This is a genomic window from Rodentibacter trehalosifermentans (assembly GCF_002000545.1).
GTDB classification, from domain to species: domain Bacteria; phylum Pseudomonadota; class Gammaproteobacteria; order Enterobacterales; family Pasteurellaceae; genus Rodentibacter; species Rodentibacter trehalosifermentans.
In genome coordinates this window covers 86,235-99,048 of sequence record NZ_MLHL01000015.1, presented here as the reverse complement: position 1 = coordinate 99,048, position 12,814 = coordinate 86,235, and the positions used below count along the sequence as shown (strand labels likewise).

Genomic DNA, 12,814 nt, shown 5'->3' with positions numbered 1-12,814 from the left:
CTTTGAGGCGAATGAAAATTCGCCTTTCTTTTCTTTATTTTTAGGATCTTTATGAAAAAAATTGCCGTCCTGATTTCAGGACAAGGAAATAATCTCCAAGCGATCATCGATGCCTGCGAAAAAGGGTTTATCACCGCCCAAATAGCCTGTGTCGTCAGTAATAAAGTAGAGGCTTTTGGGCTTGAACGGGCGAAAAGTGCGGTCATTCCTACGGGTGTTTTTTTACGTCAAAATTTCACGAGTAATCAAGAAATGGATCGCCACATTGGGGATTATTTGGAAAGTGCGGGGGTTGATCTGATCGTGCTTGCCGGCTATATGAAAATTTTAACCCCAGATTTTATCCAACGTTTTAATGGGAAAATTATTAATATTCATCCGTCATTATTACCTAAATACCCGGGGCTAAACACTTATCAGCGTGCATTCGATGCAGGTGATTGCGAACATGGTACGACAGTCCATTTTGTCAATGAAGAAGTGGATGGCGGTGCGATTATTTTACAAGCCAAAGTTCCGATTTTCCCTGATGACAATGTAGAAGAAATTGAATTACGCACGAGAGAGCAAGAATATCGTATTTACCCGATGGTCATTAAATGGTTTGTAGAAGATCGTTTAACCCTCAAAGAAGGTATTGCCTATTTAGATGGGAAACCACTATCAAAACAAGGTTATGCTTGTGAGTAAAAGAAAAGCGATGAAATCATTCATCGCTTTTTTGCTAAATAGAGGACGATTTATAATTAGAAACGATATGCCAAACCTGTGAAGAACACAAATGGATCAAGTTTGAGTTTGACTTCGTGTTCATAGTTTCCACTTACTTGTGGAACTTTAAATTTAGCAGTCGTTTTAATACGGGTGTACCACATTGCGGTATTCAAATATAAGTTGTCGGTTAATTTAATATCGATACCCGCATTCACAACCGGGGCAAAAGAATGTTTTTTCACATTAACATCGGTAATTAACGGGTCAATTGATTTAGCATTAAAGAAACGTGTGTAGTTTAAACCCACACCAAGATATGGACGAGAACCCGCATCTTTATCTAAGAAATAATATTGTAAATAGAGACTTGGCGGTAATTGTTTGACTTTCACTACATTACCAAGATCAGCTCCTAACGCTGGCACATTCGCTTTCACTTTGTGTGAAAATGGAGTTGCCGCTAACAACTCTAAACCGACATTGTCAGTGAACATATAAGTACCGGTTAAGCCTAATTGAGCATTATCACCCACTTCTAAATTAATCTGCGTATTAGTTTTAGTGGTAGATTCAGAATTTGCTGATACAAACACACCACCGGCACGTAAAATCACATCGCCTGCTTGGTGAGCATTTGCCATACCTGTGAATAACGCAGCAGTTAAACCTAACGCAAGTGCTGTTTTTTTCATATTGAACTCCTTAAGTCTGATATTTGAATGATAACCATAAAAAGACTATGGCTATTTGCGGTTCGTAATATACTCCATATTAAGTAGTAATTCTGTGATCTAGTTCAAGTTTTTATAAATTAATAAAATTATTTATACAAAATGACCGCACTTTTTCCCAAAAGCCCGAAACAGCAAAATTTGCCCCATATCAAAAAGCGGAATTTTTAGATAAGATAAATGGCACAACCGCATAAACAAGGTATAATTACCGCCATTTTTCGATAAGAGAAAATCAAATGAAGATTAACTTTACACAAGTTTTACAAGACAGTTGGAATTTTTTCCGCAATCAACAAAAAACAATGTTTCAATTTGTTTTCATTCTGTTTATGGTGCAAGTACTCAGCGTATTATTAAGCCCCTCAATGGTTTCAAATTCGGCAATAAGTACAGATACCTTACCTCAACTCGTTGAAGAAAACGCACCAAGCATTGCCCTTTCATTTTTGATGACCCAATTGGTGACAACCTTTATAGCATCTTGGGGATTGATGACAATCCATCAAATCAGCGGACAAAATGACCGCACTTTGGGGCAAACTTTTCAAGCCACACTCCCACGATTTTTCGGTGTGATTATGCTGGATTTAATTATCATCGCCCCAATGTTGCTTGGCATAGTTGAAATGATCGCAGCAGTTTTAACCAAAACTTCTCCGTCCATTATTTCATTGGTGGCGGTGATCTTCGGTATGGGATTTTTTATTCGTTTAAATTTATCCACCACCCACTACTTAACCACGCAAGATAACATTGGGCAAAGCCTACGAAAAATTTGGTTACAGGGAAAAAATCAAAAAACGGCTTTATTGATTTATGCCTTACTGGTCTATTTCGTTACACCGCTTTTGATCTTTCAACTCTCAATGATTTTCGATCACCTTATTTTCAGTGTTTTGCTGAGTATTTTCGCTGCCGCACTTAATATTTTTATTCTGGTGGTGACGTATCGTTTTTACACATTGTTTATGAAGGAATAATAAATGAAACAACTCCTTGAATTTATTCCCCTTATTTTATTTTTTATCACTTATAAACTGGGTGGCGTGCGTGAGGCAGCCATCGTTTTAGTGGTTGCAACCATCATACAAATGGCGATCCTAAAATGGAAATACGGCGCGGTTGAAAAACAACAAAAAGTGATGGCGGGCGCAGTGGTTTTTTTTGGGCTTTTAACCGCTTATTTTAATGAATTGCGTTATTTGCAGTGGAAAGTCACGATTGTAAACGCCTTGTTTGCCATTATCTTGCTCGTAGCGCAATTCCAGTTCAAAACCCCTTTAATCAAAAAATTACTGGGTAAAGAAATTAAGCTGCCGGAAAAAGCGTGGAACACACTCAACCTTGGTTGGGCGGTTTTCTTTATTATTTGTATGTTGGTGAATATTTATATTAGCCGCAATATGTCGGAAGCGGCATGGGTTGATTTTAAATCTTTCGGTTTAATCGCAATGACGCTTATTGCCACCCTAATTTCCGGCGTTTATATTTACCGATATTTGCCAAAAGATGAACAAAATAACCCTAAAGACGGAGGGAACTAATGTCCTCAAATTTTATTGATAAACACGGTCGCCAATCAAAAGGTGTACTCTTGCTCCGCACCCTTGCTATGCCGTCCGACACCAATGCGAACGGCGATATTTTCGGGGGCTGGATTATGTCGCAAATGGATATGGGCGGGGCGATCTTAGCCAAAGAAATTGCGCATGGACGGGTCGTTACCGTTGCGGTGGAAAGTATGAATTTTATCAAACCGATTTCCGTGGGCGATGTGGTGTGCTGTTATGGTCAATGCCTAAAAATCGGGCGTTCTTCCATTCAAATTAAAGTGGAAGTCTGGGTGAAAAAAGTCGCCAGTGAACCTATTGGAGAACGCTATTGTGTCACTGATGCGGTGTTCACTTTTGTGGCGGTGGATAACAATGGCAAATCCCGTGCAATCCCACGGGAAGGCAACGAAGAATTGGAAAAAGCCCTCGCTTCTATTCAAGAATATGAAAACTCACAAACTAAAAACATTTAAAGGAGAAAACCATGTATTACGTTATTTTTGCCCAAGATATCCCCGGCACCCTTGAAAAACGCCTTGCCGTTCGTGAACAACATTTGGCGCGTTTAAAACAATTACAAGCGGAAGACCGCTTACTGACGGCAGGACCCAATCCGGCAATTGACGATGAAAACCCCGGTGAGGCTGGGTTCACCGGTTCCACTGTGATCGCCCAATTTACCAGCCTAGAAGAAGCCAAAAACTGGGCGGCGCAAGATCCCTATGTGGAAGCCGGCGTTTATGGTGAAGTGATTGTCAAACCCTTTAAAAAAGTATTCTAAGCACTAAAGGGAACTATTCAAGAAAAAAGCGGATCTAAGGATTCGCTTTTTTGTCACTATTTTGAAAACGTGGATAAACCCAAAATATGAAAAAATTTTCTCTCATTTCTCTTGTCATTTTGACCGCACTTTCTCAACCGAGCTATGCAACATCCAATGCGGATAAAACAGCAAGCACGCCAACCGTAAACCTCGCTGAAGAACAGATGAAATGGCAGAAAAGCCGGCACGCCGAGGAATTAAAAACCCTTGAACAGCGGGCAACGTTTTTACAGCTCGAAAATCTACTGAAAAGTGCGGTGAGAAATCAGCGAGTTTTTGAAAATCGCTCACTTTTTCTCTCATTAATTCATTCTTTGGACGGTTATCCGCTACAAACCGATGCTTGGACGGCGTACTTTGACGCCCAAATCAAATCGGTTACACAAAACACACCTTCAGCGGAAGTGATGGCGTTAAAACAAGAAATCGAGGATTATCTCAGAACCCAACCGAATCATTTTCTTCACGCCCGTTTAGCACAAAATATCCTGACCTTGCTTCACAATAATAATGCCGATGCCCTGCCTGATTACGCTCAAAAAATCAAACCACAGGCATTGGCGATACAAATTGCGGTGCTGAACAAAGCATATCAGCTCATTCAGAAAAAACCGAAATCGGAGCAAAACACACAGGCGGGGATCACGCAAATTTTGGCTGATTTTGAAACGCTTTGGCTAAACAATGGCGATCTCACCGGTGATAATCTGCTTTGGCAGGAATGGTATAAAAATGGCGGCAGAACCGCTGATAAGGTTTATCAAAAAGCAGAAAACTTACTTGCGAAAAATGATGTGAAAGGCTTGGAACGCCTCGCCAACGAGTTGAATCAGTTTAGTAACGCCAAAGAAGATCCGACAATTTTGACGGTGTTATCGGGCTATGTGAATTTGTTAAAAAATCCCGCAAATTTCACCGCACTTGTGGAAAGCTCACCGCCCATGCCAACAATGGAAACGGAAGAAAACGGAAAAATCCGCCACCAATTCGCCATAATACAGGGTTTTCCTCGTTATTTACGCACGCTCCCCGAAAATATGGAAAAGCCGGATTTCTCCCCTTATTTACAATGGGCGAAAAATTGGCAACTCGATGAGGCACAAATTCGTGATTGGAAAATCGCATTTATCAGCCGTTTTTTTGATAACGAAACCCCGACCTTTCAACAATGGCGTGATGCGGAAATCTTGACGTTAAATGCCGATAATCTGATTGAACGCCGTTTGCGAATGGCAATTTGGCAAAAAACCGATCTTGTGCCTTGGCTTAATGCCCTTTCAAAAGAAGGAAAAGAAAAACAGGAATGGCGTTATTGGCTGGCAAAAAGCGATCGGCAAAAAACACAAGAAATATTAACCGCACTTTCCAAGGAACGGGGATTTTATCCAATGCTCGCCAAAGCTATGCTCAATCCTCAAAACCGTGGTGCGGATTATCGCATTCAAATTCCTCAATCAGCGGCAGATGAAAATCTCATTCAATTACACAGTGTTGCGTTAGCTGAAATTGCCGAACTTCGCCAATTAAACCGCTTGGGTGCGGCGAAACAACGTTGGCGTTTTTTGCTCGAAAACCTTGCTGCCGAAACCAAGCAAACCCAACAAATTACCTTGAGCGATTATGCCAATCAACAGGGTTGGTTTGATCTAGGCGTGGACGGCTCCATTATTGCAAAAGCCTGGGATCACATCGCCGTTCGCTTACCCAATGCTTATCAGGCTTATTTTGATCTGGCTTTAGCCTCCTCCCCAAACACGGCTACCGTCAGCAAAACCTTTGCCATGTCGATAGCCCGTCAAGAAAGCGCATGGAATCCTATGGCACAATCTTCTGCCAATGCTCGGGGCTTAATGCAGCTTCTCCCAAGCACCGCCAAAGCCACCGCTGATAACCATCAATTACCTTATCAAACAGAAAACGATTTATTCAAACCGCTCAATAATATTTTGCTTGGTACGGCGCATTTGAATGAGCTGAATGTGAAATACCCGAATAACCGCATTCTCATTGCCGCCGCCTACAATGCCGGTGCAAGTCGGGTGGAAAAATGGTTGGCACGGGCGAATGGAAAATTAGCCATGGATGAATTTATCGCCTCGATCCCCTTTTTTGAAACCCGTGGTTATGTGCAAAATCTGTTGGCGTATGATTTTTACTACCAACTTTTACAACATAAAGAAAATCCACAAATTTTTAGCCAGGAAGAATTTGATCGGCTATACTAAGCGCACTAGTTTAATAGTATAGGATAACTCTATGTATATCAGCCGCAATTTAGATCAATGGAACGCTTTTCTTGCTATGTTGCAAACCGCCTTTGAACAAGGCAAAGCGCAAGATCTTTTAACCTTGCTGCTCACCGCTGACGAACGTGATGCGGTGGGTTTACGCTTACAAATTGTCTCACAGCTATTAGACAAAAATTTATCTCAACGTGAGATCCAGCAAAATCTGAATACCAGTGCCGCCACTATTACACGGGGGTCTAATATGATCAAAACCATGGATCCGGATTTTATGGAATGGGTGAAACAACATCTTGATGGCGTTGAAAAAAACTAAGCAGATTTTAACCGCATTTTTACGGTTACTCAGCCTTAAATGGTGGAAAGAAAATTGGCAACGCATAGCTATCCGATTTTTCCTCGCCATTTTTGCTTTTATTCTTCTTTTTCGCTTCGTGCCCGTACCTTTTTCTTCTTATATGATTCAGCAACAAGTCGGGCATTGGCTCCAAGGCAATTTCCATTACAAAGCAAAATCAACTTGGGTCAGTCTTGAAAATATTTCTCCCAATATGCAACTTGCCGTGATAGCGGCGGAAGATCAAAAATTTCCCGCTCACTTAGGTTTTGATTTCGCCGCAATTAAAAATGCCTTTCTGCATAACGGAAAATCAACACGACAAATTCGAGGCGGTTCGACGATTTCTCAACAAACCGCTAAAAATTTAATGCTATGGCACGGACAAAGTTGGCTTCGTAAAGGCTTGGAAGTCCCTGCCACCCTGTTATTGGAGCTATGTTGGTCAAAAAAACGAATTTTGGAAGTCTATTTAAATATTGCAGAGTTCGGCGAAGGGATTTTTGGCGTTGAGGCGGCAAGCCGCTTTTATTTCAAGAAATCTGCAAAAAACTTGACACAATCCGAAGCTGCCTTATTAGCTGCTGTTTTGCCCAATCCCATCATTTATAAAGTCAAAAAACCCAGTGCATTGGTACGCAAAAAACAGCAATGGATTATCAGACAAATAGGAAATCTAGGAATGAGCTATTTAAAACAATTAGATTAGAAAATCAAAATATGGCTAACTAAGTCAATGTTCTCCGTCTATTAAAAGATAAAAAAACAACTGTATATCTTGACAGTTATTTTAAAACATCTAAAATACTGTACAAATAAACAGAAGGGAGTCCCTATGAAAAAACTCGACATTCGTTTTACAAAAGAACGTGACAGTAAAAAAATAGCCATACAGCAAAAAGTTATTGCCAGACTGGAAGAAATATTGCCAAAACGTATTGCTGAAAAATTTAATGATGTTGAAGTTAGAATTAGAACATCAAGCTCGCAAGGATTCGATATTTCCGGATTCGATAAAAATGATAAAGATAAATTTTTAGAATATCTTGAGGAGCTATGGAATGATGATTCCCTACTTGATGGAATAGATGAATATTCCTAAAAAATTTAATACTCAAATGCTACATATGGTCAAAAAGGGAAGTATTTTAAAGTATTCTTGTATTGAGTCATAATACAGGAAGAAACTATAATACAACCCGATTTTTAGGTCGCAATATTGGTTTTGTAATCCAAAAATAGCTGATGAATAAATTTGTCTTATGTTAAATCATATTCTTCTTTAACTTTTCCCCAACCTGTGTAGCTCCCACCCTAACAGACCTTACCCTGTTCATCAGCCAATTCCCTTGGAATGCCAATTTGGTCGTTAGATAATAATAACACGCTACCAAGTTCCCCTTGAGAGCGTGTTATTTATCCACTATTTTATATAGTTCTAGCCTTGAAAATTATTTTGCAATACTTTTAACGCTATTTACAGCAGATGACGCCTGATTTACAGCAGAAGTTGCTTGATTAACTTTGCCAGTAATACTATCTAATTGAGTACAAGCTGAAGCAGCTAATACTGCCATTGCTAAGATCACTTTTTTCATTGTTTTTTCCTTTAAGTTAAGATTATTAAAACGAAACACCAAATACCACTCACTCCATCTATTAGAATATTGAAATCAGCCTTTGTATTCAGTTTAAGATTATTGGCTACTTCATCCTAAATACGGATGATCGTTATCATAGCCAACGGCTTCATTATAGATCTTATTTCCATAAATTCAACTTTAAAAGTTGAATTTCATCGTATTAATCCCTGTTATTTCTCCGTCATTTTCTATTCACTAATACTCTTGAGATCAAGGGGTAAAAATGGCGATTGACACACAAAAATTTGCAAAACAATTAGGTATATGTATCGCAAAATATCGGCAAAGTAAGGGTTTAACACAGGAACAAGTTGCCGAATTATTAGGTATTGGTAATGAAGCGGTTTCTCGAATTGAACGTGGTGTGGCAATGCCTACTTTATTGCGAATATTAGAATTTGCCGATTTATTTGAATGCAACGTAGCAGATTTATTGGTTCAAAGTAGCCCACGACAGCAAGATAAAGCTGCGTATTTACTGAATCTTATGGAAAATTTAAACGAAAATGACCGCACTTTAGTGATCGAATTACTCGAACGGCTTTCCTTGCATTTACAAAAAAAAGATCATCTGTAATTTTTTATTCCACAAAAACCAAATAGAAAAAAAACCGCACTTTAGCTTCCCAAAGTGCGGTTAATTTTTACCCTATTTTAAATGCGGTTTAAAGGGCTTTTAAAATATCTTCAACACGCTCTTTCGCATCACCAAAGAGCATTTGGGTGTTTTCTTTGAAGAATAATGGGTTTTGCACACCGGCATAGCCCACCGCCATTGAGCGTTTAAACACGATAACATTTTGTGCTTTCCACACTTCCAATACCGGCATACCGGCAATTGGGCTGTTTGGATCTTCCATTGCGGCAGGGTTTACCGTATCGTTCGCGCCAATCACCAATACGACATCCGTATCAGCGAAATCATCGTTGATTTCATCCATTTCAAGCACCACGTCATAAGGCACTTTCGCTTCCGCTAACAGCACGTTCATATGACCAGGTAAGCGACCGGCAACCGGATGAATACCAAAACGGACATTCACACCACGTTCACGCAATTTTGCGGTGATATCCGCCACCGGATACTGCGCCTGTGCCACCGCCATACCGTATCCCGGCGTGATGATGACAGAACTTGCATTTTTCAGCATCTCCGCCACTTCCTCTGCGGTGGTTTCACGGTGTTCGCCCTGTTCTTCATCGGAAGATACTTGAACATCGTTACCAAAGCCACCTGCGATCACGCTGATAAATGAGCGGTTCATCGCTTTACACATAATGTAAGAAAGAATAGCCCCGGAAGACCCCACCAATGCGCCGGTAACAATTAACAGATCATTGCTTAGCATAAAACCTGCCGCTGCCGCTGCCCAACCGGAATAGGAGTTAAGCATAGAGACCACCACCGGCATATCCGCCCCACCGATAGATGCCACTAAATGCCAGCCGAATGCGAGCGCAATGACGGTCATTAACAAGACAGGGAAAATATTGCCCGGATTGTTTAAGAATGCCACCATCAATAATGCAGAAACAACAAGTGCCGCTAAATTTAATTTATGGCGATGAGGTAACATTAAGGCTTTTGAGTTGATTTTTCCACTGAGTTTACCGAACGCCACCACAGAACCGGTGAAGGTGACCGCACCGATAAAAATACCAAGGAAAACTTCCACATTATGGATGGTTGTCAACGTTGCCTGCTCAGCAAGGAACTGCGCCTGTTGCACTTCATCCAAACCGTTCGGCATCGTTGGAATATCGTGTAAACCGTAGCTGTTAAAGCCCACAAGCACCGCAGCCAAGCCCACAAAGCTATGAAGGATCGCCACCAGTTCCGGCATTTCCGTCATTTCCACTTTTAAGGCACGTTGAACACCGATCACCCCACCGATAATCATCGCAATGATGATCCAGAATGTTCCCTCTGAATGAGGCCCAAAAATCGTTGCCACTAAGGCGATTGTCATCCCCACAATGCCAAACCAACAACCCGCTTTAGCCGTTTCGTGTTTAGAAAGCCCGGCTAAGCTCATAATGAAAAGTAATGCTGCAACAATATACGCAGCCTGTACTAAACCTTCAGACATTGCGATCTCCTTAACCTTTTCTAAACATTGCTAACATACGTTGTGTGACACGGAAGCCACCAAAAATATTGATGCTTGCCACCAAAATGGCCACAAAGGCTAACGCATCAATAAAGAGGTTGCCTGACGGCTGACGAATTTGTAACAACGCCCCCACAATAATGATGCCCGAAATGGCATTGGTGACCGCCATTAATGGGGTGTGAAGGGCGTGGCTGACATTCCAAACCACATAATAGCCCACCACGCACGCCAAGACGAATACGGTAAAATGCGATAAAAATGCTGCCGGCGCAACAGAAGCAAGCCAGAGGAATAATACGCCTACACCTGCCATCACACCGTATTTCACACGAGGATCCATTGGTTTCGCTTCTTTTTTCTCTGCAACCGGTGCGGCTTTTGCCTCTTGTTTTGGTTGTGCAGACACTTGAATTTGTGCCGGTGGGATTTCTTCTCCATCACGCACCACGGTGACACCACGCAATACTACATCGTCAAAATCAATATTGATATTGCCGTCTTTCTCTTTACATAAGAGTTTCAATAGGTTAACGAGGTTTGTACCGTAAAGTTGGGAAGATTGGGTTGGTAAACGGCTTGGGAAATCCGTATAACCAATCACTTTGACTTGATTTTCCGTGGTCACCACTTTACCCGCTTCGGTATATTCGCAGTTACCGCCGGTTGCCGCTGCCAAATCTACAATCACCGAACCCGGTTTCATTGAATCCACCATTTCTTTGGTGATTAAACGGGGTGCCGGTTTACCCGGAATGGCTGCGGTGGTAATGATGATATCCACTTCTTTGGCTTGTTCAGCGTAAAGCGCCATCGCACGGCGGTTAAATTCCTCCGACATCACTTTCGCATAACCATCGCCACTACCCCCCTCTTCTTTGAAGTCGATTTCTAAGAAGCTGGCGCCCATACTTTGCACTTGCTCTTTTACTTCAGGACGGGAGTCAAAAGCTCGAACAATCGCACCAAGGCTGTTAGCCGCACCAATCGCCGCTAACCCTGCTACCCCCGCACCAATCACCAATACTTTCGCCGGTGGTACTTTACCTGCCGCAGTAATTTGTCCGGTGAAGAAACTACCAAATTCGTGTGCGGCTTCAATCACTGCACGATAACCGGAAATATTCGCCATTGAACTTAACGCATCCAATGCCTGTGCACGTGAAATACGCGGCACCGCATCCATCGCAAGCACATTGATTTTCTTCGCCGTTAATTTTTGCATTAACTCTGGATTTTGCGCACGCCAAATGAAACTCACCAAGGTAGCTCCTTCTTTCATTTGTGCGATTTCGTCATCTGTCGGCGGATTCACTTTAAAAATAATATCCGATTGCCAAATTTCGGCTGCTGTGCCAATTTTTGCGCCGGCTTCGACAAACGCCTGATCCTCAAAACTGGCTTTAAAACCCGCATTGTGTTCTACGATCACCTCAAAGCCCAATTTCAGGATTTGTTGAACCGTTTTGGGCGTTGCCGCCACACGGCTTTCATTATCAAGCAGTTCTCTTGGTACACCAATTAACATACTGTTTCCCTCTGTTTGATGATTGGATTAAATGTATGGAATGAATTTGCATCCATCCTTCCTGTAAATGACAAAAGTCAAACGCCGTTAAATGTACCATTGTTCGCTAAAAATGCGGTAGGTTTTTTTCAGTGGTTTTACAAGATATTGTGATAGGAGTTATAAAAAATCAAAAAGTGCGGTAAATTTTTAGAGGATTTTTACCACCATACTTTTCAGACTTATTCAAATGCCAACTCAACCCAAATTGGCGAATGATCGGAGGACATCACAGTTTTTGTTTTTGCTGACAATATTTTCATTCCCCGTACAAACACAAAATCAAGAGGATAATTGAAAAAATACCGCCGCTCATCGGGAACAAAAGACACCTCATTCAATCCCGCTTGGGTAACAAATTCATCTAAAATCTTTTTTCGTTCCTCATTCCACGCATTAAAATCTCCCGCCAAAATGACCGCACTTTTATGAGCCTGAATAAAGGAAAAAATCTGCGCTAATTGTTCACGATAAGTCTGGGATTCCCATTCAAAATTAATCAGATGCGCATTAATTAGTAATAATTCATCACCGTCCTGAAAAGGGAAAAGCATTACATTAGCCACTTTAGGAATACGAATCCAAGGCTCCGCCTGTGAAATGCCACAATAACGTTGCGGTATCCGGTGCGAAAAGGTTTTTACGCCGGATGACAGACCTTTATAGGCGAAGGCGGAGACAAAAAGTGCGGTAGAAAATGAAGATAAATTTTGTTCGGGCGTGGCTTCCTGCAATAGGACAAAATCCTGATTCTGCGAAAAACGGGCTAAATCCTGCTTCCAGTCTTGATCCACTCCTTTGTGAATATTCCAACTGAGTAAGCGAATGGGGCTTTTTTCTAACGTCGTCCCCCCCTTTTGATTCACAAAACACTGCCCGTTGATTGGCTTGAATTTCCCTTGAATATTGCTTTCAAGAGTTATTTGAATGGGGTCAAAAATTTGAAGAGGAGTAATACTCCCCACACCCGCTATCAACCCCAGCATAAGCAAAAAGGCAAAAATATTTTTTTTCTTCATCATCTTTATTTTCTTAACACCAATGTTGCTAATCATAGCAGTTTAGCAACACAAAACCATCACTTGA

General features: G+C 41.3%; 15 protein-coding genes. 10 read left to right on the top strand and 5 right to left on the bottom strand.

The window, feature by feature from the left end:
* The first annotated feature begins 51 nt into the window (after nt 1-51).
* Nucleotides 52-690, top strand: coding sequence for a phosphoribosylglycinamide formyltransferase (gene purN / locus BKK52_RS03395; protein WP_077414124.1), 639 nt, complete (start codon nt 52-54; stop codon nt 688-690).
* Nucleotides 691-746: 56 nt separating this feature from the next.
* Here purN and BKK52_RS03390 read toward each other — a convergent pair whose 3' ends face one another.
* Nucleotides 747-1,406: an OmpW/AlkL family protein gene (locus BKK52_RS03390; RefSeq protein WP_077414122.1), complete on the bottom strand. Its 660-nt coding sequence runs from the start codon at nt 1,404-1,406 to the stop codon at nt 747-749.
* A 278-nt stretch (nt 1,407-1,684) separates the two neighbouring features.
* On the opposite strand from BKK52_RS03390, the gene BKK52_RS03385 reads away from it, so the two are divergent.
* The 8 genes from BKK52_RS03385 to BKK52_RS03350 all read left to right on the top strand — a co-directional run bounded on the left by BKK52_RS03385 (nt 1,685) and on the right by BKK52_RS03350 (nt 7,509).
* Nucleotides 1,685-2,428 carry a hypothetical protein gene (locus BKK52_RS03385; RefSeq protein WP_077419805.1) on the top strand — a complete coding sequence of 248 codons (744 nt, stop codon included), beginning with the start codon at nt 1,685-1,687 and terminating at the stop codon, nt 2,426-2,428.
* 3 nt (nt 2,429-2,431) lie between these two features.
* Complete coding sequence (locus BKK52_RS03380) at nt 2,432-2,992, top strand: septation protein A (RefSeq protein WP_077419806.1); 561 nt, start codon at nt 2,432-2,434, stop codon at nt 2,990-2,992.
* Nucleotides 2,992-3,474 (top strand): acyl-CoA thioester hydrolase YciA, encoded by a 483-nt coding sequence (gene yciA / locus BKK52_RS03375; protein WP_077419807.1) that lies wholly within the window; start codon nt 2,992-2,994, stop codon nt 3,472-3,474. Before BKK52_RS03380 ends, yciA begins: the two co-directional genes overlap by 1 nt.
* A gap of 11 nt (nt 3,475-3,485) precedes the next feature.
* Nucleotides 3,486-3,782, top strand: coding sequence for a YciI family protein (locus tag BKK52_RS03370; RefSeq protein WP_077419808.1), 297 nt, complete (start codon nt 3,486-3,488; stop codon nt 3,780-3,782).
* Between the two features lie 86 nt (nt 3,783-3,868).
* Nucleotides 3,869-6,049, top strand: a complete 2,181-nt coding sequence (locus BKK52_RS03365; RefSeq protein ID WP_077419809.1) for a transglycosylase SLT domain-containing protein — start codon at nt 3,869-3,871, stop codon at nt 6,047-6,049.
* Nucleotides 6,050-6,080: 31 nt separating this feature from the next.
* Entirely contained in the window at nt 6,081-6,386 is a 306-nt protein-coding gene (gene trpR, locus BKK52_RS03360; RefSeq protein ID WP_077419810.1) for a trp operon repressor, read from the top strand.
* Nucleotides 6,373-7,116, top strand: a complete 744-nt coding sequence (gene mtgA, locus BKK52_RS03355) for a monofunctional biosynthetic peptidoglycan transglycosylase (protein ID WP_077477956.1) — start codon at nt 6,373-6,375, stop codon at nt 7,114-7,116. The genes trpR and mtgA overlap by 14 nt, the downstream gene beginning before the upstream one ends.
* 126 nt (nt 7,117-7,242) lie before the next feature.
* Nucleotides 7,243-7,509, top strand: a complete 267-nt coding sequence (locus tag BKK52_RS03350) for a DinI-like family protein (protein ID WP_077419811.1) — start codon at nt 7,243-7,245, stop codon at nt 7,507-7,509.
* 349 nt (nt 7,510-7,858) lie between these two features.
* On the opposite strand, the gene BKK52_RS13495 is transcribed toward BKK52_RS03350, so the two are convergent.
* A complete protein-coding gene (locus BKK52_RS13495) occupies nt 7,859-8,005 on the bottom strand; it encodes a hypothetical protein (RefSeq protein WP_158076035.1) in 147 nt (48 codons plus the stop codon).
* Between the two features lie 268 nt (nt 8,006-8,273).
* Between BKK52_RS13495 and BKK52_RS03345 the strand changes: the two genes are divergently transcribed.
* Complete coding sequence (locus BKK52_RS03345; protein WP_077419812.1) at nt 8,274-8,627, top strand: helix-turn-helix domain-containing protein; 354 nt, start codon at nt 8,274-8,276, stop codon at nt 8,625-8,627.
* 88 nt (nt 8,628-8,715) lie between these two features.
* On the opposite strand, the gene pntB is transcribed toward BKK52_RS03345, so the two are convergent.
* The 3 genes from pntB to BKK52_RS03330 form a co-directional block, all read right to left on the bottom strand.
* Nucleotides 8,716-10,140: a Re/Si-specific NAD(P)(+) transhydrogenase subunit beta gene (gene pntB / locus BKK52_RS03340; RefSeq protein WP_077419813.1), complete on the bottom strand. Its 1,425-nt coding sequence runs from the start codon at nt 10,138-10,140 to the stop codon at nt 8,716-8,718.
* 10 nt (nt 10,141-10,150) lie between these two features.
* Complete coding sequence (gene pntA, locus BKK52_RS03335) at nt 10,151-11,689, bottom strand: Re/Si-specific NAD(P)(+) transhydrogenase subunit alpha (protein WP_077416546.1); 1,539 nt, start codon at nt 11,687-11,689, stop codon at nt 10,151-10,153.
* A gap of 221 nt (nt 11,690-11,910) precedes the next feature.
* Nucleotides 11,911-12,750: an endonuclease/exonuclease/phosphatase family protein gene (locus BKK52_RS03330; RefSeq protein WP_158076034.1), complete on the bottom strand. Its 840-nt coding sequence runs from the start codon at nt 12,748-12,750 to the stop codon at nt 11,911-11,913.
* Between the last annotated feature and the right edge of the window lie 64 nt (nt 12,751-12,814).